This is a genomic window from Arthrobacter sp. TJ-265, assembly GCF_058269135.1.
Map to the genome: position 1 here is coordinate 47807 of NZ_JBZCND010000006.1, position 23442 is coordinate 71248.

Annotated in this window: 26 protein-coding genes; 10 read left to right on the forward strand and 16 right to left on the reverse strand. The window is 70.1% G+C overall.

Features of this window, described 5'->3' with window-relative positions; all coding sequences use genetic code 11:
- Positions 1 to 18: 18 nt before the first annotated feature.
- The 3 genes from AC4D2E_RS16195 to AC4D2E_RS16205 are packed head-to-tail and all read right to left on the reverse strand — an operon-like array spanning position 19 to position 2700.
- Entirely contained in the window at positions 19 to 1572 is a 1554-nt protein-coding gene (locus AC4D2E_RS16195) for an AAA family ATPase (RefSeq protein WP_490953275.1), read from the reverse strand.
- 47 nt (positions 1573 to 1619) lie between these two features.
- Positions 1620 to 2042: a hypothetical protein gene (locus AC4D2E_RS16200; RefSeq protein ID WP_490910426.1), complete on the reverse strand. Its 423-nt coding sequence runs from the start codon at positions 2040 to 2042 to the stop codon at positions 1620 to 1622.
- 46 nt (positions 2043 to 2088) lie between these two features.
- Positions 2089 to 2700: a hypothetical protein gene (locus tag AC4D2E_RS16205; protein ID WP_490953276.1), complete on the reverse strand. Its 612-nt coding sequence runs from the start codon at positions 2698 to 2700 to the stop codon at positions 2089 to 2091.
- Between the two features lie 459 nt (positions 2701 to 3159).
- On the opposite strand from AC4D2E_RS16205, the gene AC4D2E_RS16210 reads away from it, so the two are divergent.
- Entirely contained in the window at positions 3160 to 3834 is a 675-nt protein-coding gene (locus tag AC4D2E_RS16210) for an ANTAR domain-containing protein (RefSeq protein ID WP_490953277.1), read from the forward strand.
- A 188-nt stretch (positions 3835 to 4022) separates the two neighbouring features.
- Positions 4023 to 4976, forward strand: a complete 954-nt coding sequence (locus AC4D2E_RS16215) for a manganese catalase family protein (RefSeq protein ID WP_490910429.1) — start codon at positions 4023 to 4025, stop codon at positions 4974 to 4976.
- Positions 4977 to 5067: 91 nt separating this feature from the next.
- Here AC4D2E_RS16215 and AC4D2E_RS16220 read toward each other — a convergent pair whose 3' ends face one another.
- On the reverse strand, positions 5068 to 5937 hold the full coding sequence (locus AC4D2E_RS16220; protein WP_490910430.1) for a GAF domain-containing protein: 870 nt from the start codon (positions 5935 to 5937) through the stop codon (positions 5068 to 5070).
- Positions 5938 to 6190: 253 nt separating this feature from the next.
- Complete coding sequence (locus AC4D2E_RS16225; protein ID WP_490953278.1) at positions 6191 to 7558, reverse strand: MATE family efflux transporter; 1368 nt, start codon at positions 7556 to 7558, stop codon at positions 6191 to 6193.
- Positions 7559 to 7637: 79 nt separating this feature from the next.
- Here AC4D2E_RS16225 and AC4D2E_RS16230 point away from each other — a divergent pair, with 79 nt between their 5' ends.
- Together AC4D2E_RS16230 and AC4D2E_RS16235 are read left to right on the forward strand one after the other, a co-directional pair.
- The gene (locus tag AC4D2E_RS16230) at positions 7638 to 7994 is read left to right on the forward strand and encodes a hypothetical protein (protein ID WP_490953279.1); all 357 of its coding nucleotides are present in this window, start codon (positions 7638 to 7640) and stop codon (positions 7992 to 7994) included.
- Positions 7995 to 8022: 28 nt separating this feature from the next.
- Positions 8023 to 9108: a S1C family serine protease gene (locus AC4D2E_RS16235; RefSeq protein WP_490953280.1), complete on the forward strand. Its 1086-nt coding sequence runs from the start codon at positions 8023 to 8025 to the stop codon at positions 9106 to 9108.
- Between the two features lie 18 nt (positions 9109 to 9126).
- On the opposite strand, the gene AC4D2E_RS16240 is transcribed toward AC4D2E_RS16235, so the two are convergent.
- The 7 genes from AC4D2E_RS16240 to AC4D2E_RS16270 form a co-directional block, all read right to left on the reverse strand.
- Positions 9127 to 9798, reverse strand: coding sequence for a GAF domain-containing protein (locus AC4D2E_RS16240; protein ID WP_490910433.1), 672 nt, complete (start codon positions 9796 to 9798; stop codon positions 9127 to 9129).
- Between the two features lie 31 nt (positions 9799 to 9829).
- A complete protein-coding gene (locus tag AC4D2E_RS16245) occupies positions 9830 to 10522 on the reverse strand; it encodes an ANTAR domain-containing protein (protein ID WP_490910434.1) in 693 nt (230 codons plus the stop codon).
- 424 nt (positions 10523 to 10946) lie between these two features.
- Positions 10947 to 11327, reverse strand: coding sequence for a hypothetical protein (locus AC4D2E_RS16250; RefSeq protein WP_490953281.1), 381 nt, complete (start codon positions 11325 to 11327; stop codon positions 10947 to 10949).
- Between the two features lie 255 nt (positions 11328 to 11582).
- The gene (locus tag AC4D2E_RS16255) at positions 11583 to 11930 is read right to left on the reverse strand and encodes an iron chaperone (protein ID WP_490910436.1); all 348 of its coding nucleotides are present in this window, start codon (positions 11928 to 11930) and stop codon (positions 11583 to 11585) included.
- Between the two features lie 51 nt (positions 11931 to 11981).
- Entirely contained in the window at positions 11982 to 12860 is an 879-nt protein-coding gene (locus AC4D2E_RS16260; protein WP_490910437.1) for a DUF4031 domain-containing protein, read from the reverse strand.
- A gap of 30 nt (positions 12861 to 12890) precedes the next feature.
- Positions 12891 to 13193: a DUF4287 domain-containing protein gene (locus AC4D2E_RS16265; RefSeq protein WP_490953282.1), complete on the reverse strand. Its 303-nt coding sequence runs from the start codon at positions 13191 to 13193 to the stop codon at positions 12891 to 12893.
- A gap of 12 nt (positions 13194 to 13205) precedes the next feature.
- Positions 13206 to 13757, reverse strand: coding sequence for a dihydrofolate reductase family protein (locus AC4D2E_RS16270; RefSeq protein ID WP_490953283.1), 552 nt, complete (start codon positions 13755 to 13757; stop codon positions 13206 to 13208).
- Positions 13758 to 13891: 134 nt separating this feature from the next.
- Between AC4D2E_RS16270 and AC4D2E_RS16275 the strand changes: the two genes are divergently transcribed.
- Entirely contained in the window at positions 13892 to 14908 is a 1017-nt protein-coding gene (locus AC4D2E_RS16275; protein ID WP_490910440.1) for a sigma-70 family RNA polymerase sigma factor, read from the forward strand.
- 83 nt (positions 14909 to 14991) lie between these two features.
- Here AC4D2E_RS16275 and AC4D2E_RS16280 read toward each other — a convergent pair whose 3' ends face one another.
- Both AC4D2E_RS16280 and AC4D2E_RS16285 read right to left on the reverse strand, forming a co-directional pair.
- Positions 14992 to 15411, reverse strand: a complete 420-nt coding sequence (locus AC4D2E_RS16280) for an SHOCT domain-containing protein (protein ID WP_490910441.1) — start codon at positions 15409 to 15411, stop codon at positions 14992 to 14994.
- Positions 15412 to 15490: 79 nt separating this feature from the next.
- Positions 15491 to 18139 carry a LuxR C-terminal-related transcriptional regulator gene (locus AC4D2E_RS16285; protein ID WP_490953284.1) on the reverse strand — a complete coding sequence of 883 codons (2649 nt, stop codon included), beginning with the start codon at positions 18137 to 18139 and terminating at the stop codon, positions 15491 to 15493.
- A 244-nt stretch (positions 18140 to 18383) separates the two neighbouring features.
- Here AC4D2E_RS16285 and AC4D2E_RS16290 point away from each other — a divergent pair, with 244 nt between their 5' ends.
- Together AC4D2E_RS16290 and AC4D2E_RS16295 are read left to right on the forward strand one after the other, a co-directional pair.
- Entirely contained in the window at positions 18384 to 18812 is a 429-nt protein-coding gene (locus AC4D2E_RS16290) for a DUF6325 family protein (protein ID WP_490953285.1), read from the forward strand.
- A 162-nt stretch (positions 18813 to 18974) separates the two neighbouring features.
- Entirely contained in the window at positions 18975 to 19313 is a 339-nt protein-coding gene (locus AC4D2E_RS16295; protein WP_490953286.1) for a histone-like nucleoid-structuring protein Lsr2, read from the forward strand.
- A 109-nt stretch (positions 19314 to 19422) separates the two neighbouring features.
- Here AC4D2E_RS16295 and AC4D2E_RS16300 read toward each other — a convergent pair whose 3' ends face one another.
- Positions 19423 to 19869, reverse strand: a complete 447-nt coding sequence (locus tag AC4D2E_RS16300) for a hypothetical protein (protein ID WP_490953287.1) — start codon at positions 19867 to 19869, stop codon at positions 19423 to 19425.
- A gap of 198 nt (positions 19870 to 20067) precedes the next feature.
- Between AC4D2E_RS16300 and AC4D2E_RS16305 the strand changes: the two genes are divergently transcribed.
- The 3 genes from AC4D2E_RS16305 to AC4D2E_RS16315 all read left to right on the forward strand — a co-directional run bounded on the left by AC4D2E_RS16305 (position 20068) and on the right by AC4D2E_RS16315 (position 22939).
- Positions 20068 to 21162: a WD40/YVTN/BNR-like repeat-containing protein gene (locus tag AC4D2E_RS16305; protein ID WP_490953288.1), complete on the forward strand. Its 1095-nt coding sequence runs from the start codon at positions 20068 to 20070 to the stop codon at positions 21160 to 21162.
- 13 nt (positions 21163 to 21175) lie between these two features.
- Entirely contained in the window at positions 21176 to 21481 is a 306-nt protein-coding gene (locus AC4D2E_RS16310; RefSeq protein ID WP_258069845.1) for a MoaD/ThiS family protein, read from the forward strand.
- A 171-nt stretch (positions 21482 to 21652) separates the two neighbouring features.
- The gene (locus AC4D2E_RS16315; RefSeq protein ID WP_490953289.1) at positions 21653 to 22939 is read left to right on the forward strand and encodes an ammonium transporter; all 1287 of its coding nucleotides are present in this window, start codon (positions 21653 to 21655) and stop codon (positions 22937 to 22939) included.
- A 64-nt stretch (positions 22940 to 23003) separates the two neighbouring features.
- On the opposite strand, the gene AC4D2E_RS16320 is transcribed toward AC4D2E_RS16315, so the two are convergent.
- Positions 23004 to 23276 (reverse strand): hypothetical protein, encoded by a 273-nt coding sequence (locus tag AC4D2E_RS16320; RefSeq protein WP_490953290.1) that lies wholly within the window; start codon positions 23274 to 23276, stop codon positions 23004 to 23006.
- Positions 23277 to 23442 lie beyond the last annotated feature (166 nt).

A 23442-nucleotide genomic window follows, 5' to 3' on the forward strand; every position in this document is an offset into this window, starting at 1 on the left:
GTGTGTTGCCTCCCGTCGCTACGGCCGGCCCCCGACGCCGCCGATTCCCTCCACGCCGTCCTCCGGGAAGCCGTCCTCCGAGTAGCCACCGTCGGCGAAACCGGGGCCCGGGCCCTGCGCGGGTGAGTAGCCGGCGGAGTACGCCACCGCTCCGGGGCCCCACCCGAACGATGCCGCGGGTACCGCCGGGAGGTCGGCGGGCTCGGGACCGTTGCTGCCGAGCAGGCTCCGGGTCAGGGACGCGTCGTCGGCCATCAGCTCGTCCGCGGCGCTGAGCAGATGGGCGTCCGCCACCGGGACGCCCTCCAGCGCGGCGGCGAGGACGGCCCGCCGGACCAGCTCCCGCGTGAAGGACGCCGTGGTGCCGGCGGTGCTGCCCGCGGCGGTCCCGAGGGCGTCCGCGCCGAACGGCAGGCCCCGCGCGTACAGCCGCAGCAGTTCGGCGCGTTCGTGCTCGGCCGGCAGGGGCACCTCGACGGCCAGATCCACGCGACCGGGACGCTGCGCGAGAGCCCGTTCCAGCATGTCCACGCGGTTGGTGGTCAGGACGAACGTGACGTCGGCGTCGTCGTCGAGCCCGTCCATCGCATCGAGCACCTCGAACAGCAGGGGCTGCGGCCCGTGGCCGAAGCTGCGGTCCTCGGCGATGAGGTCGCAGTCCTCGAGGACGACGATCGACGGCTGAAGGGCGCGGGCCATCCGAGCCGCCTCCGCGATGTGGGCGAGGGTGCCGCCGGACAGGATGATCGCCGTGGTGCCCTCGCTCGCACTCAGCAGGTATCGGACCGTGTGGGTCTTGCCGGTACCCGGCGGGCCGTACAGCAGGATGCCGCGCTTGAGGTGCTGGCCGGCCCGCTGGAGCGCCTCCCGGTGCGATGCGATGCCGAGCGCGTGCTCGCTGACGCGCTCCAGCAGGCCGTCGGGGAGGATGACGTCGGCAGCCTCCAGCATGGGCCGCCGATGGAAGGTGACGCCCGCGGCGCTCGGCCCGAAATCCTCGGTGGTCAGCGAGAGGACCTGCCCCTTCATCACGCTCTCGCGCTGCATCCGCCGTCGGAACTCCGCCAGGAGACCGGCGACGGCGTCGGCATCCGCGCACAGGACCTCGAGGGATGCGACCTGCCGTCCGTAGCGCGGCTCGGCCCTGCGCTGCAGGAGGGCGACGGGGACGCCGTCCCGGTGGAACAGGTGGAGGCCGAGCGCGACCGCCTGCCGCTGCTCGTCCGGGCCGACGGGCAGGTTCGCGTAGTCCGGCTGCGACAGGGGGAAGTTCGGGTACAGCTCCGACTGCTGGATCATGTCGCCGAGGGACATGTGGTGTCGCTGGTCGCCACCGCCGACCCCCACGCACCGTCCCTCCCGGGTCAGCGATGCGAGGAGGATGTCGGCGTCCACGAAGCGGTGGGCCGGGACGTCCTCGACCACCACCGGGAGGCTGCCCGGGTCCACACCGAGGTGCGCTGCAAGGGTCTCGACGAGTTCCCTGCCGCGGGCGGAGTGCGGCTGCGCTTCCTGCGCGAGGCGCACCATCGTGCCGAAGTCCCTGATGAATGCCCGTAGCTCGTCGCCCATGGGGGCAGGCTAACAGCGCCGTCAAGGAGGCGAGGGGCGCATACCCGTCAGGAATCCTGCTCCGGGAGTCGCTCCCCGTAGCGGGGCTGGTCGCCGTGCTCGGAAGCGGTCGGCGACGGCGCGGACGGACCCTGCGCGGTCGGACCCGATGCGGTGGAACCCTGCGCGGCCGGTCCCTTCGGGTCCGGCTTCGCCGAGGACCGGTTGATGCCGGATCCCTTGCTGAGGTGCTCGGCGTTCGGCGTCTCCGCCATCATGAGCATCGCGCAGATCACGAGGGAGACGATGAAGGCGATCCCCGCCGCGGTCAGGCCCAGATCGATGCGCAGCACCCTGGATCCGCCGCCCGTCGCGAAGATCGACGTCGCGACCCCGGCCACCACGGCCAGGACCGCCGAGAAGACGAGGGGCGCCTTGATGCCGTAGCGGAACCGTCCCTGGGTGGGTTTCCCCGGCTGGCGCTTGGCCACGGGCACTCCTTCCGGTGATGCGAATCTTCTACGAGGCGTAGAGCCTCTAGTTTACGGGGTCCGGATCGCCCGCAGCGCCGGACCCCCAGGGTGCGCTGAGCGCTGAATCATGCCGATAGCTCAGGGCTGCGATGCCGAGCACGACGGCGGTGAGCAGCGCGCCGCCGCCCGTCACGCCGAGCAGCGCGTGGGCGCCGAGCGGCTCGACGAACGGCAGGATGGCCCCCGTGGCGATGCCGACGACGCCGACGACGCCGAGGTCCCGCGCCGCCACGTGCCCTCGCGCCGCGAACCCACGGATCAGTTCGGCGGCTCCCGCGACGACGAGCGCGACGGCACCGGCGAACGCGAACGCGGCATCGGTCCCGACGGCGAGGCCTGCGACGCCGGCCCCGAGCAGCAGGCCACCACCGATATCCGTGACCACCCTCGCCCCGGCGCTCCAGTGCGTCATGCGGTGCGTCCAGAGATACGTGGCACCGACCAGCAGGAGGTACAGCCCCCCGACGATGGACAGCACGAGGGTGGAGGGCTCGCGCCAGAAGATCGTGACGAGGCCGAAGACGCCGCTGACGACGGCGCGGAGCAGGAACGGCTTCCACACCGTGAACTCGGCGAGGTCGGGCCCGGCGCCGGGGTCAGACGATGCGGCAGCCATCAAGGGCCTCTCTGGAAGGGTGCGCGGCCGGGCGATCTCCGGCAGGTCCAGTTTAGTCCGGCACGGTGCCGGCCCTCGTCCCACACGGGGGCCGGGCCCCGGCACGGGCTCCCGGGCGGCGCCCGTACCAGTTTCCCCGGGCGATGGACACAGCTGATCTTCCGGGGTGTACGGGGCCATGCCGCTCGTCGGGGGCCCATACTGAGACCACCCCAGAAGATGTCCCGGATTCGTCCGCGGACTCAGCCGGATACACCGACGAGCCTCGTGCACGAACGTGGGAGTCCCTCCGGCGGTCAAGCAGCCGGCCACCGGAGGGACACCGGCAGTCCAGTCCCGAACCCGATCCCGGGGGCAGACCGCGTGGTGATCGACGATTCGGCGCCTCTTGTTATTCTGCTCCTTTGAGGTCCGGGTTAAGACGCCAGCCCGGATCAGAGCGCGTCGAACGGCTCTTCCATGACCTCCGCCCTTGATCCCGCTGTTCCCTTGCCCGAAGCCGTGTCCAGTGTCGAGTACTTCATCGACTGCCCCACCGGCACTGTGGAGCACTACTTCGCCGACGACACCTACAACTGGTCGGACGAGGTGTACCGGATCCACGGCTACGAACGCGGCGACGTGGTCCCCACCCTGGAACTCGGGATGTCCCACTTCGACCCCGCGGACCGGGCCGCTGTCCAGGCGTTCTGGACGAAAGTCACCACGACCGGTGGACCGTCCTCGGTGTACGCGTCCCTGCGCAACCTCCACGGCACCACCCGCAAACTCCTCATCTCCGCGGACCTGATCGTCGAGGACACCGAGCCCGTCGGAGTGTGGGCGCTGGTCGTGGACCTCACCCGCTCCATCCACATCGACCGACACCAGCTCGCCAACGAGGCGGTCGCCGCATCCGCCCTCCGCCGGGCCGTCATCGAGCAGGCCAAAGGGATCCTCATGGGCCGCGCCGGCCTCACCGCGACGGAAGCCTTCGCCCAGCTCAGCTCCCACAGCCAGCGGGTCAACCGCAAGGTCGTCGTCATCTCCCAGGAGATCATCGACCGGGCCCTGACACCCACCCGCCAGGACCACCAACACGATCAGGACCTGACCCGCGATCGGGCTCTGCAGGAACTCTTCCGGGGACTCTGACCCGCTCACGTCACGGCCCACCCGCCTCCGGCGCTCATCGCCCGAGCCGATGGAGCCCGTCAGTCCCCTAGACCCAGTCATCCGCTTCTGGCAACTCCTGCCGTCGGAGAGCGAGCAGGGTTGTACGGACGGCTTTTCCGGAGAAGTGTGAGAGGCGGTGGCCTGTCGCCGCCCCTTTAGGAGGCTTTATGTTCTTCCATGTCCAGCAACTCATCAACGAGATCATTCCCGACGAGCCGGATCCGGCTGCGGCCAATGCCCTGCAGGAAGGCCTCGGCGGGCAGTTCGGCGAGATGCGCACCATGATGCAGTACCTGTTCCAGAGCATGAACTTCCGAGGCGCGGCCGCCAAGCCCTACCGTGACCTGATCCAGGGCATCGGCACCGAGGAGATCAGCCACGTCGAGCTGATCGGCACCACCATCTCCCGGCTCCTCGACGGCTCGCCCCGCTACCAGGGCAAGGTCGACGATCCGCTGGACACCCCCGGCGCCGGTGGTTCGATCCCCCTCAATCTCGCCCTGTCCGAGGGCAACATCCACCACTACCTCGTGGGCGCGCAAGGAGCCATGCCGGTCGATTCGGCCGGCAACCCGTGGAGCGGCAGCTATGTCTACAACTCCGGCAACCTCCCACTGGACCTGCTGTACAACCTCATGCTCGAAGCCACGGGCCGCCTGCAGAAGTGTCGCATGTACGAGATGACGGACAACAAGACCGCGCGCTCCACCATCTCCTACCTGATCGTCCGCGACCAGGCCCACGAGAACGGATACGCCAAGGCCCTCGAGACCCTCGGGGTGAACTGGAAGTCACTCCTGCCCATCCCGAAGACCAATGCCGAGCAGTTCCCGGAGGTCAAGAAGCTCCTCGACCTCGGGCTGCAGAGCAAGCAGTACACCTTCGACCTCAAGGGCCAGTCGGAGGCCGGCAAGATCTACCAGGGGCTGTCGCCGTCGAAGGACGGCACCACGCTCGACGCCAGTGAGCAGGCCCCCGAGGGCGTGCCGTCGGTGATCGCGCCGGAACGCCTGGAGGAGTTCGCGCCCGGACTGGATCCCGAGTTGCTCGAACTGATCCAGGCGACCGCTGACATGGAGATGGCGGATATCGACGCCATGTTCGGTCCGGTCGGGAAGTAGCGTCCCCACCCGGGATGCACAGCAAGGGCGCCCGCTGCTGCGGGCGCCCTTGCTGTCTCACAGTGGCGCGTACGCCGGGAGGCGGGTGGTCCTAGTCGGTGTCGCCGACCCAGATCTCGACTTCGAGATCCAGCGCCATGCGCTGGAGGTCCAGCGCGTCGGCGTCACTGAAGGAACGCGGACGGTCATCGATGATGCACAGCGTCCCAATCCGCCATCCGTCGGCGGTCGTGATCGGGTAGCCGGCATAGAAACGGATGTGAGGGCCACCGACGACGAGGGGGTGGTCGCTGTACTCGGGGTCGGTCCTGGCGTCCGTGATGACCAGCACCCGGGAGGCTTCGATCGTGCGTGAACAGAGGGCCGTGTCACGGGGGAGGTCCTGCCCGATCGGGCCCACCACCGACTTGATGACCTGCCGGTCCTCGGTGATCAGGGCGATCGAGGACGAGCTCACCCCGAAACGCTCGCGGGCCCGCTTCGTGTAGCGGTCGAAGCGGTCCTCCGCTCCCGTGTCCAGCAGTCCGGTCTCGTAGAGGGCGTGGCAGCGCCTGTACTCGGCGTCCTCCTCCTGCTCCGTGGCACCATCGATCTCCTGGCCGTCAGCGGCGATCCCGTAGGGCGCCGTCGCGGCGGGCCGGTCGAAGCGGTGCCCGTCGGGGTCCAGGACCAGGACGCGGAGGTTGTCCCCGAAACCGGATCCGTCCGCGACGTCATCGGTGCTGTAGTGGGCGCCGTCCACCGGGAGCCCGCTGTCCTCGATCATCTCGTTCAGCGCGTGCGCGACCAGATCCCGATCCAGGGCAGGCAGAGTGCCCCGACCCTCGAGGTAGGTGATGACCTCGCGGTCGTCGCACGAGCCACCGAGACTCGCATACGTGGCCCACACCGACGACGCATCGAAGTTCGTGATCCGAAGAGTCTGGACGGCCATCCACTGCTGCACGTCCTGACTGATCATGATGCCGCTTCCTGGAAACCCGTGTGATGCCTGAATCGGCCGACGGATGTCAGCCCACCAATCACGTTACCTCGTGCAACCAACCCCCGCGTGTAACGCTCGTCCTCCAGCCCGGGATGGACAAATGGGGAGAGTCGGGGATGGGCAGACGGAGAATCCCTCGGTCAACCCCTCAGCCACGGGAATCGGAGTCCCAGAACCACGGGCACCACGGGCACCACGGCGGCCCTGTAGCGGCTGCGCTGATCCAGCCTCACCGCTCTGCCTCCCGCACCACCGCGTTGCGCGTCGCCCCGGTCACCATCCACCGATCATCCCGGATCCGCCACCCCAGAGTTGCCGCGCGCGCCAGCATGTAACCGCCGCCGAAAGCCAGCCACAGCCAGACGATCCCCTCGCCGCCCGTCAGGTCAGCCATCCCGACAAGGCCCAGCAGCGGGAGATACACAGCCAGGTTCACCACGCCGGCGATCGCCAGGTAGCGCGCATCGCCCGCCCCGATCAGCACGCCGTCGAGCACGAAGACGAGACCGCAGATCGGCTGGAACGCGGCCAGGACCCACAGGCCGGCCGCGAACGCCGCCTGGACCGTCGGATCCGGGGTGAAGATCCACCCGACGAAGGGCGCCACCGCGGCCAGCACGCAGCCGGTGACTACACCGAACGCCACGCCCCAGGTGATCATGCGCCGTGTGAGCGCCGCCGCGAGCGGCCGGTTCCCGGACCCGAGTTCCTTGCCGATCAGGGCCTGCGCGGCGATGGCGAGGGCGTCGAGGGCGAAGGCGAGGAACGTGAAGACCGTCATGACGAGCTGGTGCGAAGCGAGGCTGAGGGGGCCCTGCGCGGTCGCGACGAAGACGGTCGCGAGGATCGCCACACGCAGCGACAGCGTGCGCAGCATGAGCCAGGAGCCGACGCCGGCCGTGCGCCGGATGCCGCGCAGGGACGGCCTCAGGGGAACCCGCTGGCCCCTGGACGCGCGGACGATCATCACGAGGTAGACGGCCGCCATGCCGCACTGGGCGAGGCTCGTCCCGAGCGCGGATCCGGCCACGGACATCCCGGCGCCGTAGACAAGCAGGTAGTTGAGCACGATGTTGACACCGAACCCCGCACCCGCGACGATCAGCGGCGTACGCGTGTCCTGCAGCCCGCGCAGCACGCCGGTCGCCGCGAGCACCACCAGCATCGCGGTCAGCCCCGGCATCGACCAGCGGAGGTAGTCCACCGCGAAGGCGTGCACCGCCCCGTCGGCACCCATCAGCGACGCCAGCTGCGGAGCGGTGGCCCACCCCAGGACGGACAGGAGGACCCCGAGCACGACGGCGAGGCCCACGCCGTCGCGCCCTGCCGCGAGCGCCTCGGGCAGGCGACCCGCACCGAGGAGGCGCGCGACGGCCGGCGTCGTGGAGTAGGCGAGGAAGACCATGAGCCCGACGGCGGTCTGCAGCACCGTGGACGCGAGCCCCACCCCGGCGAGCTCCTCGACACCGAGATGTCCCACGATCGCCGAGTCGGCGAGCAGGAAGAGCGGCTCCGCGATCAGGGCGCCCAGGGCCGGGACGGCGAGCCGGAGGATACTGCGGCTGAGCCGGCGGTTGCTGGGCAGTGATTCACGCACCAGTCCAGCGTAGAGGTGCGGCGCCAGGGCCTAAGCTGGGATGAACCCCGAACCGACCGCAAGGACACCCAGGGAAGTCATGAAACTCGGCGTCAAGCAGTACCTGGCAGGTCTCGCCCTGCTGTTCATCAGCACCCTCTTCGTTCCGCAGGCGGTGTCGGACTTCGCGCGGGCCGAGTCCACGGGCACGCAGGCGCCCGCGGAGGCACCGCTCCTCCTTGCCATCGGGTTGCTGATCATCCTCACCGCCGCGGCCTGCATCGGCTGGGGGTACTGGCTCACCCACCGCACGGGCGCACCCCGCGGGCCGCACCCCGAGGACGATCCCGACGAGCCGCTGCTGCGCCCCGGCTACGGCCCGGACACCTCCGACCGTCAGGACTGGCGTGAGAACCCGCTCCGCCGACGCGACCAGGGCACCGACGGCCGCTTCTGACGCGGCAGGGTGTAGAGAGGACCTCCTCATGACGCGGAACACCGGGACCCGCGCACCGCTGATCGCCCTGATGTGCGCCCTCCTGCCGGCCGTCACCGGCTGCACGGATACGGGAGAGGACGCCGCCGCGCCGCCGCAGGTGCCGGGCGGCACCGGCTCTCCCTCCCCCAGCGCCGGCGTCGGCACCGGTGCGGCCGCATCGGGCGCCGAAGAGGACATGGGCATCCCGGACATCGTCGAGGCCGTGCAGCCCTCCGTTGTCACCATCTTCACCGAGGAGGGACTCGGCAGCGGCGTGATCTACACGGAGGACGGGCTGATCCTCACCAACGAGCACGTGATCCGCGGCAACGATGACGTCGAAGTGGCCTTCGCGGACGGCCGGCGGGTGTCCGGGACGGTCCAGGCCGCGGACACCGTGTCCGACCTCGCCCTCGTACAGGCGGACCGGCGTGACCTCCCGGCCGCGACGTTCCAGCCGGACCTGCCCCGCATCGGCGAGCTCGCCGTCGTCATCGGGTCCCCGCTCGGCTTCGAGAGCACCGCGACCTCGGGCATCGTCTCGGGCCTGCACCGGGAGATCCCCGGCTCGGCGGCCACGAGCCAGTCCCTGGTGGACCTCATCCAGACGGATGCGGCCATCAGCCCCGGCAACTCCGGCGGCGCCGTCGTGAACGGTCAGGGCGAGATCATGGGCATCAGCGAGGCCTACATCCCGCCCTCGCAGGGCGCCGTCGCCCTCGGTTTCGCCATCCCCGCCTCCATCGCCACGGAAGTGGCCGAGGAGCTCCGGGAGGACGGCACCGCGGACCACGCGTTCATGGGACTGGCTCCCGGTCCGATCACCCCCCAGATCGCCGAGCAGCTGAACCTCGAGGACGCCACGGGAGTGGTGGTCCTGTCCGTATCGCAGGGCGGGCCGGCGGACGACGCCGGCATCCGCCCCGGGGACATCATCACCAGCATCGGGGACCAGGAGATCGTTACCCCGGAGGATCTCCTGTCAGCACTGCGCCGGTACGATCCGGGCGAGACGGTCCCGGTCGGGATCCGACGGGGCTCGGAGACACGGACGGCGGACGTGACGCTCGCGGACCGTCCGGTGGAGCGCTGAGGGCCTCGTCCGCGCGGCTCAGTAGAGGCTCCAGGCTTTCCAGTCCGGATAGACCTCGTGCTGCATCTCCTGCGCGAGAGCCTCTAGGTCCTGGTGATCCGAAGGGGTGAACGGGCGGGGCGAGAGGGACATGACGCAGATCGTGCCGACCAGCCAGCCGCCGGGACCGCGCAGCGGAGCGCCGGCATAGAAGCGGATGTGCGGTGCGCCGGCCACGAAGGGGTGGTCCCGGAAACGCCCGTCCTCGAGGGTGTCGGGCAGGACCAGTGGACCGGAGGACCGGATGGTCGCGTTGCAGAACACCCGCGTCCGATCGAGGTCCTGGTGCGCCTCGCCCACCGCGGACTTGATGAACTGCCGGTTCCGGGCGATCAGGGCCAGCGTCGCGATCTCGCAACCGAACCGCTCCGCCGCCCGGCGGGTGATCGCATCGAACCGCTCCTCGGGGGGCGTGTCGAGGAGGTGCAGCTGCTCCAGCGAATCGAGGCGACCGCGTTCTGCCGCCTCCGCGTCGAGGAAGGCGGAGCCCGCCGCGCCCAGGAGCCGGATGAAGTCCGGGGTCACGCCGCCGGCCCGGTGATCGGCCAGGGGCGGGTCGAGGTCCACGGCCTCCCGCGCCGCCTCGGGGCCGGACAGACCCGATCGACGCACGGCGTCGACGACGGGTTCCCGCTGGTTCCGCTCGTTCACGTTCTTCCTCCCCTACCGTTGGCGGTACCGCCTACTGGAAGTGCAACTTCACCGGCCCCTGACCCAGGGACTCCAGGACGGACGCGGCGACGTCGCGCAGCTTGATGTTCCTGGCGCTGGACGCAGCCTTGAGGATGGACATCGCGGCATCCTGGGAGCACCGGTTCTGCCCCATGATCACGCCGACGGCGAGGTCGATCGTGGTCCGGCTCTGCATCGCGGCCCGCATGTCGGCGCTGGACTCGGTCAGTTCCGCGATGCGCACCGCGAGGCGGAGCGACGTCGAGACCTCCTCGGCGAAGTGGCGCGCCGCCGCCACGGAGTCCTCATCGAAGGCGTCCACCAGAGGCGAATAGAAGTTGAGCGCCGCCGTCGCCTCGCCCTCGAGCGGGATGGGCACGCCCAGCGCGGACCTGATCCCGTGCCCGGCGATCGCCCGGCTGTACTCGGGGAAGCGTTCCTCGGCGTCGAAGTCGCAGACGTACTGGACGGAGCCCTCTCGTGCGGCGCGCAGGCACGGACCGTCGTCGTACTCGTACTGGACCTCGTCCAGTTTCTGGGCGTCCGGACCGTTGCTCGCGACCGTGGTCTTGGTCCGGGCCCGCAGCAGGGTGACGCCGCACAGGACCTCGTCGTCGGCCGACAGGCTGCGCCCGGCGACGGTGACGAGCTTCGTCAGGAACTCCTCGACGTCGTCGCTGTCCAGGACCATGTCCTGCAGCATGCCCGATACTCCCGGACCGTTCTCTTTCTGGTAACCAACCAACAGGCAGACCTTTGCATCAACCCCCTGCCGGTCGCCGTGCTGCGGGCAGGGGGGAGGTGAGGGGCCGCCTGCTGCTAAACGACCAAGAGAATAGTACCCACAGAAATCGGGGCCGGGCGCCTGCCGCAACCGTGGGCGATGTCGAGGTACGGGAGGGGCGATCCCGGTCGACGCGGACCCCGAGGAGCGCGGGCGCTCCGGAGCTACGCAGCGGACGTCGAATACAGGTGCATGCAGGACCGGGGCGGCAACAAGGTTCCCTGACCGGCGTGGCCGAGGACCAGGAGCTGCAGTGCCCCCGGCTCCTCGAGAGGGCGGGCTTCCGGGTCCGGCCCCGCCGCGTCCATGGGATCGTCGCGACCGTCGTGGTGGGCAGGCGCCGTCAGCGGTCCCGACGGAGGGGCGGTAGCGGCGACAGCCCCTGGGGCCGACGCCCGGCGGGCGCGGCGGGTCGGCCCGGCGTGATGATCGGCCGTCCCCATCGACCGCGTCCCGTGACCGTGCACGACGGGTAGGCCAAGGCGCCCCGCGCCGTCGTGTCGGGGTCGACGGCGCTGTAGGGCGCTCGGCAGCAGGCGTGGTGGCCCGTCGCCTCCAGGTCGTCGAGCAGCTCGTTCACGGCCTGCGTCACGTCGTTGCGATCAGCGAGCGGCAGGGCCATCAGGCCGTGGAGGTAGGCGTCGACCTCGAGACGATCGATGCCGCCTCCCAGGTTCTGGAGGTGGTCCCAGACCAGAGGCAGGGGGAGATCCGCGTGTCTCATCGCAGTATGGGTGTGCAGACCTTGCATTGGCAGATTCCTTCGGGTGGCCCGGACGGGGGCTGGAAGCCGGTCGACCGCCACCGCCGGGACGGCGATGCGACGAGGCTCCCCGACGGCCGGCTTCCTGACTGCCCGGGAAGGTGCCGACGTGCGATGCCGGCCATCCTCGATCTCCTCATGGTGGCATCGGCCGTGCGGCCCGGGGAAGCAGTTTCCTCCCGTCGGGGCGGGGTTGCGTGACGGATCGGAGCCCTGCTACGAGCCGGCGATCTCGAGGCTCCGGAGGCGGACGATCTCCCGGACCAGGTCCTCCGGGAGCGGATGGTCGGCCGTGAAGCGGATGGTCCCCTTCGACCGGGAGAAGCCCTCGAGCCGCGGCGCCACGGCGTCGATCACCCCCGAGGAGAATGGATACAGCGACAGATGCCCCGCGGTGGCGGCCACGGCAAGCAGGGGCTTCCCGGCGAGGACAAGTGCCGGCATGCCGTAGCTCACGCCGTCGACGGCGTCGGGCCGGGCGCCCCGGGCCGTGGCGACCACGGCACGCAGGCACGCCTGGTCAGGTTCCTCCAGCGCGGCGAGTGCGTCCTCCACGGATCCCATAGGGCGATCGTAGGGGTCACGCCGGGCGCCGGACAGGGCCCATGGACCGGGTCACAACGACTCGAGTTCCTGGGCCAGGTTGCTGCGCGCCCGTCCCGCCCATTCGGCCTGCGCCGTGGTCGTCCGATACAGCGGGTCGAGTCCGAGGAGGCGCTGCAGGACGGCACGCCTCCCGTCGGTGAATGCCCGCCGGGGAACATGCCGGTACTCCGCGCGGATCGCTGCCACGTAGCGGGCATAGTCCTCCGGGGCGCCGGCGAGCACCGCGAGGTCCGCGTCGCACAGGAGGTGGCCGGCCCGGTCCTCGGGTGCCGGCTCGTGCGTCGCCGTGAGAAGGACCAGGCGCTCGACGTCCCGGACGACGGCGTCGGGCACGATGCCGTGAAGGCGCTGCACGGCGAGCGACGCGGACGCGCGCTCGTCCTGGCCGGCAACGCCCTCGTACACGGCGTCGTGGAACCAGGCCGCCAGGAGCACGGCGCCCCGCACGGGTTCATCGGCCGGTTCCAGCAGCACGTCCAGCGCCTCGAGGACCGCCAGCAGATGGGCAGGATTGTGGTACTCGCGGTGCCCCTCGGCCCAGCGGTCGAGCAGTTCCCGGCCGAGGCCGGGGACTGCCGGCAGGAGAGCCTCCCAGCGGGTCAACAGCGCGGCACGGAGCTTCGGCGCCCGACGTCGGGCCGGGACCCTGAGGCCGCTGGCGATCAGGGCACGCACCAGCTCCGCCCCGGCCACCTCCTGCGCACCCTGCGCCACGAGGTCGCGGTACCGCCGTTCCGGGACGTCATAGTGGTCCTCGTCGAAGGCGCGTCGCGGGATGCCCGCGGCCGCCGCGAAGGCATGGAGTTCCTCGAGGGACGACGTCGAGACCAGATGGGAGAACACGGTGCCGTGCGCGGGCCAGGTCGGTGGATCGATCAGGACGGCCATGGCCAGCAGTCTAGGCGCGTCCGGACGTCGTCAGGGGGAGGCCGCCTCCGGTTTCGTCGCCTTCCCGTCCAGCCACAGTTCGGTGGATTCGTCGCTGTGGGATCCACCGGTCGCCACGTGCCTGTCGCTGATGGTGGGCCCGTTCTTCAGGACGTGGACCAGCGCCATCGCGTGGCCGCGGCCGAGGCCGTAGTCCTCCTTGAGCCAGGCCACGACCTGCCCGGCCTTCGTCCCGGGCCCGTCGAGACCGCGCTCTTTCGCCTGATCGACCAGTTGCCTGGGCGTCAGACCGGTCGTGGCTTCGATGGCATCGAGATATGCCTGAAACGACATGACTATCCCTTCCTAGTCGTTGCGGAGGCCGTAGGACGCGAGGACATTGCCCTTGCTGGTGATCGTGGTGTCCTGCAGCTCCAGCCGCGTGACGGGGTCCGACGGTTCGAACAGGCGGCGACCGGCACCGGCGACCACAGGGTGGGTCATGAGCATCAGCGAGTCCAGCAGCCCCGCGAACAGGAGCTGCCGGACCAGGGAGATGCTGGCGCAGACAGCGATATCCGCGCCGTCGGTCTCCTTCAGGTCGGCAACGAACTCCTCGAGGGGCGCGGTCATGAGGGAGGCATTGGTCCATCCCAGCTCGCCGCTGAGGGTGCGCGACGCCACGAACTTCTGCACCGGGGTGATGAAGCTGCCGAACGGGTCGGTCGCCTCGGCCTGCGGCCAGTAGGCCGCCCACTCCTCGTAGCCCCGCCGTCCCAGCAGCACGGTGTCCACCCGCTCGATCATCGCGTTCATGCCGGCGCCGAGTTCCGGGTCGAAGCTGTCGAACTGCCACAGGTGGGGGGATTCGACGACGCCGTCGACGGAGGAGAAAAGGCCTGCTGTGAGTCTGCGCATGGGTGCTCCCGATCTGAGGTTCACGGTGACGTTTCCACAGAGTAGACGCTGCGACCGGTCCGGACTCATCGGTCCGCGGAAGAATCCGGGGCCGCTCCCTCCCGCCCGTGGACCAGCGTGACTAGGCTCGGGGGATGCAGCAACCCACTTCTCCTGCCTTGCAGGATGCCGCCCCCGGAACGGCCTCGTTCGAGGAGCTCCTGGAATCCTCGCGACGCGACCTGACCGGATACTGCTACCGGATGCTCGGGGCGGCGTCCGAGGCCGAGGACGCCGTGCAGGAGACGATGCTCAAGGCCTGGTCGAAGAAGGATTCCTTCGCCGGGCAGTCGGCCCTGCGCACATGGCTCTTCCGGATCGCGCACAACGTCTGCGTCGACATGCTGCGCAGCCCGCAGCGCCGAGCCCGCCCCATGGACCTCGGCCCATCCACGCGCACGGCAGACGCCGTCCTCGGTGCTCCCCTCACGGAGGGCGTGTTCGTGCAGCCGATCCCCGACGAACGGGTGATCGACACCTCGGGTGATCCCGCCGCCGTCGCCGAGCTCCGCGACACCGTGCGCCTGGCCTTCGTGGCGGCCCTGCAGCACCTTCCACCCCTCCAGCGCAGCGCCCTGATCCTGTGCGAGGTGCTGCGGTGGTCGGCGGCCGAGGTCGCGGCTCTGCTCGAGGTCACCCCCGCGTCCGTCAACAGCGCCCTGCAGCGTGCGCGCAGGACGATGGCGGCCCAGGCGCCCGCCCCGCACATGCCCCTGGAGAATCCGGATCACAAGGTGCTGCTCGCCCGGTACCTGCGGGCCTTCGAGGCATACGACATGGACCTGCTCGTCTCACTGCTGCGGGAGGACGTGGTCCTCTCCATGCCGCCGTTCGACCTGTGGCTCTCCGGACCGGCGGACGTCCGCGCCTGGTTCGTCGGAAAGGGCAGCGTCTGCGAGGGCGGTCGCCTGATCCCCGTCGATGTCAACGGCGCCGGCGGATTCGCCAACTACCACGTCGTGGAACCCGGCCTGTGGAAGCCGTGGGCCATCCAGGTCATCGAGACCGACGGCGGGCGCATCGTCGGCCACCACAACTTCCTCTACCCGGAGCTGTTCGAAGCCTTCGGACTGCCGGCGGTCATCGACGAGCGCCCGGCTGCGGAGCAGTAGCCGGGCACCGGAGGACGATCACGGCATCCTGGATCAGGCGGAGCGCCGTCGGACTCCACACCATCTCCTATTCCAGCGGGTGATCAGCCGGTCGGCGTGCGGGGCGTGGTACCGGTCGAGAGGGTCCCGGATGCCTGCTGGAGCGAGTGCCGCTTGAGCCGCTCGTATTCCTCCTGGGTGATGGCGCCCTGTCGCAGGAGTTCGTTCGCGGAGGCGACCTGCGCCGTCGGATCGCGGGGTGCGGGAACCGCTGCGGCTCCGGCATCGGGTCCGGATCCCCGGGCCGTACGCAATGCCATGGTCTGCCCGTGGGCGAACAGGTAGGCGAGGGAGGCCAGGAAGGGGAGCAGTACCAGCAGGACCACCCAGAGGGCGCGCGACCAGCCGGAGAAGGACTCGTTCCTGAAGATGTCGATGAGGACGATGAACAGGAAGGCCAGATAGGCGGCGAACAGGGCGGCGGCGAACACCACCCACACGATCTCCCAGAGGTTGATGTCCACGGCACGTCCTGTCCTCGGCCCCCGATGTCCCAGCATGGTATGCAGGGTCTCACCCGGCGTACCGGGTCTCCCGACGGGCTCACCCCGCAGGGGTGAGGCCGGCGGTTCCACGCGCCGACGCGCTCCGCAGGACGCGCAGCGGCGCAGGGGTGGGCGCGAGGAGTCCGAGCCTGTCGGCCGCCGCGATGGCCTCCCTCCGCGTCCCGACCCCCAGCTTGCGATAGATGCCGCGCAGGTGTGTCTTGACCGTGTTCGTGGAGATCTGCAGATCCAGGGCCAGTTCGTCGACGGTCGCGAAGGTGGGGAGGAGTGCCACCAGTTCGATCTCCCGCGGCGTGAGCGGGGGGCCGGCGATCTCCCGGACCGGCCGGCGCCGCTGGTTCACGAGCAGGTCCACCTCCCGGGTGAAGCGCGGGTAGTGGTGCCGGTCCCTCTCGAGCGCGTTCCTCACGGTCTCGCCGGCGAATCCGATCCCCCGCACCGACCCCCGCTCGGCAGCCAGGGCGAGGGCGCGGTCCAGCGCTTCCCTGGCCTTGAACGGGCGGTTCTCGAGCAGCTCGAGGCGCGCGAGCATCGCAAGGGCCGTCGTCATCCCGACCTTGCTCTGGCACTTCACGTACTCGGAGGTCACCTGGGTCAGCAGCTGCCGTGAGCGGTTCAGCTGGCCGGCCAGCAGGTGCTCCCAGACCGAGATCACCTGCAGCTCCCCGCTGATGCCCTGGTACCTGCGCAGGTCCACCTTCAGCATCGTCAGGTCGTCCACCCGGCGGAGGGACAGCATCATCTCGGCCACCTGCAGCGAGCACACGGCGATATCCCGCGGCTGCGCGCCGTGCGCGAGATCGAAGCGGATCCTGTCCAGGAGCGCCTCGGCCACCTCGACCGGTCGTTCCGAGGAGGCGAAGGACAGCATGAGCCGGAGCTTCGACGCGGAGTGCGCCACCATGGGCGGGGTCGACGTCGCCCTGAACACGAACGCGTTGTGGAACCGCGCGGCGGCGTCGTCGAGCTGGTGGTACGCGCCCCAGGCGATGACGAGGTGGGCAGGCCGGAGCCGCGGGCTGTAACGCAGCCGTTGCTGCTCCCCTACCCGGATGGCGGCCCAGGCATCGCGTGCCGCGGGCGCGAAGTCCTCCATCGCCGCGGCGAGCACAGCACGGGTGGTGTGGGCGTCGACCCGGGCACCGGGGTTGTCCCGCTCGTCGGCGGTCGCGACGCAGGCCCTCGCGGCGTCGACGGCCTCGTCGAGGCGCGCGGCTGCGATCAGCGCAGCCGAGAGGACATTGGACACGAAGAGTCCGACGTCGGGCGGCAGTTCCGCGACGCGCACGCCCCGGAGATGCTCCAGCGCTTCCTCCGGGCGGCCCCGGCCGAGCATGAGATGCGCCTCGAGCCCGCTCCGCAGAGCGCTGAAGGGCATGTCGAGGCCGCCCTGGTCCTCTCCGTGGTCGACGTGCTCGAGCCTGAGTCGGGCGCCACCCGGGTCACCGTTGGCGAGGGAGAGGAGGCTGTCGAGCAGCCCGAGCTCCGCCGACTCGACGGATGCGAGGTCGCGCAGGATCCAGTCCAGGGCGGCGAGGTCGTTGCTCCACAGCAGGTGCAGTCCCGAGACGGCGGCGACGTCACGCAGCAGGCCGGCGTCGCCGGCCCTCCCGGCATGGGCGAGCGCCTCCGCGTGCCGCGCCTGGCGGAGGCGACGGCGTGCCATCCGGGCGTGCACCACAGGACGGTCGATCGCGGCGGCGCCCGATCCCCCGCCCAGAAGCCACCGGGACAGCAGGCGATGCAGCCGGAAGGACCCGGGGGTGTCCGTGGGGAGGACGAGGCCCGAGGCCCGGACCGCAGCGTCGAACACGCGCGGCGCGTCCGTGCTGGCGAGCGCCGTGCACAGATCATCCACCGTGAAGGGTTCGATCAAGGCCATGACGCCGAGGGCGGTGCGGACCTCCTCGGGGAAGGACGGGAAGAGCTGCCCGCACAGCCGGTCGAGGTAGGCCGTCCCCCCCGTCACCGCGGCGGCCGGAGCGTCCCCCTCCCCCATCGCGTGCGCGAGGACGACGGCGGCGGGCCACCCTTCGGTCACCTCGAGAAGCAGGTCCATGTCGGAGCGCACAGGAGCGAACAGTCGTGCGATCTCCCGCCGCCGCAGCATCAACTCCTCCTGCCCTACCCGCCCCAGGGCGCCGTCGAGGTCCAGCCGGTAGAACGAGGGCAGCTCCGGCAGCTGCCTGCCGCAGAAGACCACAGTGAACCCCTGCGGCGCACGCTGCACCGCGTAGTCCACCTCGAGGAGCAATCCGGCGTCACGCAGGTGCTCGCAGTTGTCGAGGACCAGCACGGAGTTCACGGTTCCCCTGCCCGCATGATCCAGAAGGGCATCGAGCCACCCGATCCGCGCCGCCGCCGCCGCCGGCGAGGGTGAGGTCCACCGGTCCGATGGCATGCCGTCCGACGGCTCCAGCGCTTCCGTCACGAGGCCCCAGAAACGCCCCGGGGCGTTGTCCGAGGGATCCAGGGAGACCCACGCGACGTGGTCCCCGGACGCCCGCCGTCTCCGTGCCCACTGGGCGGCGAGCGTCGTCTTCCCCGAGCCGGCAGCAGCGCCGATGGTGACGGCGCGGCACCCGGCCTGCTTGAGCGCGTCGAGGCGCGCCATCAGCCGGGGCCGGTCGAGTTCGTGCGCACCGATCCCCGGAACGGTCGTCTTCGCCCTGATGATGCTGTTCATGCCTACCACCTGTCCGGCGTTGCTCTCCTGCCGCGCACCCACCCGTGCAGGAGGTGAGGCATCGTCGACCTGATGGCGCCTTCCTCCAAGAGTTCACCCCGGGATTGATTCCGGCCTGAGTCCAAAGTCCCCCGTCTGGCCGGACGGTCACCCCACGCGGGTGACGATCCGCCACCCGCCCCGGCGGACGATTGCACCGTCTGCAGCAGCGACGAGCAGGAAACGGCCGGGCGGGAGGGGAGTCATGAGGGTTGGCCCCGTGGACGTCCTGGTCTTCTCGACACCCACCCTCGACGGCGGCTCCCGGGTGGTGGACGCCCTGCATGAAGCCCTCGACAGCGGCGCAGTGGCCCTGATCGACATCGTGCTGATCGCCCGCGCGACCGACGGCACCGTGTCCTTCGCCGACGTCGACGACGGCCTGCCTGCATCCCTGCAGAACCTGCTGGCCCACCCGTCGCCGATGACCCTGCTCAGCGACCGGGACGTCGCCTTCGCCTCCGCCTCCGTCGGCAACGGGGAGGTGGGCCTCCTGCTCGTCCTCGAGCACCGCTGGGCGCGCCGATTGGCCGAGCGTATCCAGGACGAGGGTGGCGCGACCCGGCTTCACGAACGTGTACCGCATGACGCGGTGGTCCGCGCGTTCGAGGCCGACGGCGCCGCAGCCACCTGATCCGCCCGGGTGAATAGCACACCGACGTCCGGGAGCCGTAATTCGCATTCCGCATTCGCGCCGGAATGGACAATGGGGAGATTTTTTCCGCCCGCACTGCTCACCGGGATAGAGTCGTATCAATGGGGCTGATTATTCGGACTTCGGACGTTACAGGAGAAAATGATGGCCCAGCGGGTACAGGTTCAATTGGTCGACGACCTCAGCGGCGAGGAAGCACAGGAGACCGTGCGATTCGCCCTCGACGGCACCGATTACGAGATAGATCTCACGGCGCAGAATGCGGAGTCATTGCGTACGACTTTGTCCGCCTATGTGGACAAGGGGCGCAAGGCTTCGTCCGGCAGGCAACAGTCCGCCGGCCAGAAATCGTCGTCCTCCCGCTCGAAGCGCGAGGACACGCAGCAGATCCGCAAGTGGGCCCAGGAGCACGGGTTCAATCCCAGCTCGCGTGGGCGGATCACGCAGTCCATCATCGACGCCTATAACGAGAGCCGCTGAGGTAGTTACCCGGGTGATGCCGCCAGGCTGACCCGGGATATATTCGTCCCGCTCGGGACGCTATCGGCGGATGTCCGTCCTTCCTCCTGATTCAAGGAAAAGAAGCCGACTAAGGCGACATCCCCGTCGCGGGCGATATGCGACGGGCCCAGGCTTCCGCGTCGGAGGCGCTCTCGAAGTAGTGCGTCTCCGACCGCGCGTATGCCAGGAAAGCGGCGATGACCTGATCCACCGGACCGGTGCCGACGAACGCGATGCGTGAGGTCAGGGAGCCCTCGAGGATGGCCATCCGGGCGGCGGGCGCGATCCCGCCCAGGCCCTGCAGATGCACGACCAGTGGCAGGACGTAGCCGTCGGACAGACTGCGGATCCCCTCATAGGCGGCCAGGACGTCCGCGAGGGTCAGGCACGAGCCGGGTGCCCACCACAGAACGAGCAACCCGTCGCGTACGTCGACGCAGTGCTTGCCGACGCAGTGCCGCCGTGCGCGGGGTGCATGCCCGGGACCGGGACACAACCGCGACGGCGCGGTGTTCCCGAGTTCGGTCTGACGCAACGATGCCTCCAGGTGGACGTGATGTCCGCTCCCCAGCGATCGCACCGTCCCACTCTGGCACAGCGCTCCGGCCCATTCCGGGGATGCGGACAAAAGGGGGTAGCGGGCCCTGTACAAAACGAGTGGCCGGTGGCAGGGTCCCAAGTGATATGCATCACACGCGCGGCTTCTCGGCCGCTCCCATGCACGGGGGAAGACATGCCAACTCCAGCAACCACACTCCTCGCCATCGGCACGAAGAAGGGTCTGTGGCTCGCGTCGAGCACCGATCGGCAGGAGTGGACCCTCTCCGGCCCGAAGTTCCTCATGGAGGAGATCCCGAGTGTCGGGATCGACACCCGGGGTGGGCGTACCCGCCTGTTCGCGGGCCGGATGTCGTGGCACTTCGGTCCCTGCATCGCCCACTCCGACGACCTGGGTGAGACCTGGGCGGAACCCCGGGAGGGCGGGATCCGGTTCGGCGCGGACGACGGCGCCGCGCTGGAGCGGATCTGGCAGATCCAGCCCGACGCGGAGGACCGCCCCGGTGTGGTCTGGGCCGGATGCCAGCCGATCTCCGTGTGGAGGTCCACCGACCACGGTGAGACGTTCACCCTCAACCGCGGCCTGTGGGACCATCCCCATCGCGGCGAATGGGGCGCGGGCTTCGGTGGTGCGGCCGCCCACACCGTCCTGCCGAGCCCGGCCGACGACACCGTCCACGTGGCGATGAGCACGGGGGGCGTCTACCGGTCCGACGACGGCGGGGCGTCCTGGGAACCCCGCAACAAGGGCATCAGCGCGTATTTCATGCCGGATCCGGACCCGGAGTTCGGCCAGTGCGTGCACAAGGTGGCCCGCGACGCCGTGGACCCCGACCGCCTGTTCGCCCAGAACCACCATGGCGTCTACGCGAGCACCGACCGCGGTGATTCCTGGCAGTCCATCGCCGAGGGCCTTCCGGCCGACTTCGGCTTCGTCATGCTCACGCACCCGCACCGCAGCGGCACGGCGTGGGTCATCCCCCTGAAGGCCGACGGCGAGCGCATCCCGCCCGACGGGCACCTCCAGGTGCACCGGACCGACGACGGCGGAGCCACCTGGGAGGGCAGCGGCGCCGGACTCCCGCAGGCGGAGTACAACGCGGTGCTGCGCGACGCCGCCTGCGTCGACACGGCGGAGGTCCCGGGCGTCTACTTCGGGACGCGCGGCGGGTCCGTCTATGCGAGCGCGGACGAGGGGCGGACCTTCCAGGAAGTGGCAAGCCACCTGCCGGACGTGCTCTCCGTGCGTGCCGCCGTCGTGCCCGGCTGAGCAGGTGGTCACCGTGCCCGAGACCTCGCCGCTGCCCTCGGTGATCGTCCTGATCCCCACGCTCCTGCGCCAGTACGTGGACGGACGCAGCGCGATCCGCCTGAGCATCGCCGACGACGCCGACGTGGCGTCGGTGCTCGACGGGCTGGGCGAGGGACGCCCCCTGCTGGACCAGCGGATCCGCGAGGAGACCGGCGTGCTGAGGCGGTACGTGAACATCTATGTCGACGGCGAGGACGTGCGCCGGCTGGACGGCCTGGCCACGGCTGTTCCCGCGGGTGCGACGATCATGATCATGCAGTCCGTCGCCGGTGGCTAGGGGTGGGACTCGGCGTTACCCAGAGTTCATCGGACCCGCCGGGACCTGAAACCTCGCACTGCCTACCATGACTCAGCGCGGCGTGCCATCCCGGGTCGACGCACACCAGCAGTGCGATCCGGGCCCGGTCCCGTCCGGTACGCCCAGGCGCTGTCACGGAAAGGACTCCCCATGGATTCTGGAAACGTCGCTTGGATTCTCGCCAGCACCGCGCTCGTCTGCCTGATGATCCCGGCCCTGGCCCTGTTCTACGGAGGAATGGTGGGGTCCCGCCGCATCCTCAACATGATGATGATGTGCTTCGGCGGGGCGAGCCTCGTCGCCGTGTTGTGGGCCCTGTTCGGCTACTCCATGGCCTTCGGCAACTCGATCGGAGGACTGGGGCTCATCGGGGACGTCACGGAGTACGCCGGACTGGGCCAGCTGCTCGCCGAGGACCCCTCCGCGCCCATCCCCCCGATCCTGTTCGCGGCCTTCCAGCTCTTCTTCGCCTGCGTGACGACGGCGCTGGTCGCCGGTGCGGCCGCCGGCCGCATGAAATTCGGCGCCTGGATGATCTTCGCCGGCGTGTGGGCCACGCTGGTGTACTTCCCGATCGCCCACTGGGTCTTCGCCTTCAGCTCCGAGGACGGCTCGGTCGTGGGCGGGTGGATCGCGAACGGCCTCGGCGCGATCGACTTCGCCGGCGGCCTGGCCGTGCACATGAACGCCGGGATCGCAGCCCTCGCCCTGTCGACGGTGCTGGGCCGCAGCCACGGCTGGCCGACCGTGGATCATGCCAGGCCGCACAGCCGCCCGCTCGTCCTCGTGGGCGCGGGCCTGCTGTGGGTCGGCTGGTTCGGTTTCAACGCGGGCTCCGCCCTCTCCGCCGGACAGTCCGCGTCGGTGGTCTTCCTGAATACCGCCGTCGCGGCGTCGGCCGGCCTGCTGGCCTGGGCCGCCGTCGAGCGGGTCCGCAACGGTGCGGCGACCAGCATGGGGGCCGCCTCCGGCCTGGTCTCCGCGCTGGTCGCCATCACCCCCGCGTGCGGTGCGGTCAGCCCGATGGGTGCCCTCGCCATCGGTGCGATCGCCGGCGCGGTCTGCTCCCTCGCGATCGAGCTGAAGTTCCGCCTCGGCTTCGATGATTCGCTCGACGTCGTCGGTGTGCACCTGGTGGGTGGCGTCCTGGGAACGCTGCTGATCGGCCTGTTCGCGACGGCGGATGCCCCCAACGGCGTCTCGGGCCTGTTCTACGGCGGTGGCTTCGAGCTGCTGGGCGTCCAGGCGCTCGCGACCGTGGCGGTGTTGGCCTACTCCTTCGCCGTCACGTGGGTGATCGCCCAGGTCCTGCAGCGCACCATCGGCCTGCGGATCGAGGAGGCCGACGAACTGCGCGGCATCGACCTCACCGCGCACTCCGAGTTCGCCTACCTGACGGATGAGGATCCCGTGGATCTGGGCGCACCGCGCAAGTAGCCGTCGCAGGACCGAGCAGAGGGGGTGCGCCCGATGGCCGCACCCCCTCTGCTCGGTGATCCCCCTAGGGGCGCAGAATTCCTGGCCGTGTGAGGGAGCCCTCGGGACGGACGCCGTGCTCCAGCGCCCAGGAGGCCAGTGCCTCGGTGATGGCGTAGGACACTCCTGACCAACGCGCGTACGGGAGCACGTAGAGGTGCTCGACGCCCGTGCTTCCATCAGCGCCCCGCCGCAGGCCGCCGCAGCCGACCGGCGCTCCGGTGGCCCGTTCGTAGACAATCAGGAAGACGACGACACCCGCGCCGTCGTCCTCCGTCCCTGCGGAGGTGGATGGCACCCGCCCGCGGTCGGTCTCCGCGCGTAAGGCCTCCCGCAGCCCCCGACCGACGGGATTGCTCCAGGGAACCTGTCTGATCCTCAGCGTCTGCACGGCGGCCTCCTGTGGAAGTGGTGTGCGGTCCAACGCTACGGGCCGGGGGTTTCACCTGGATTTCGTTCAGCGA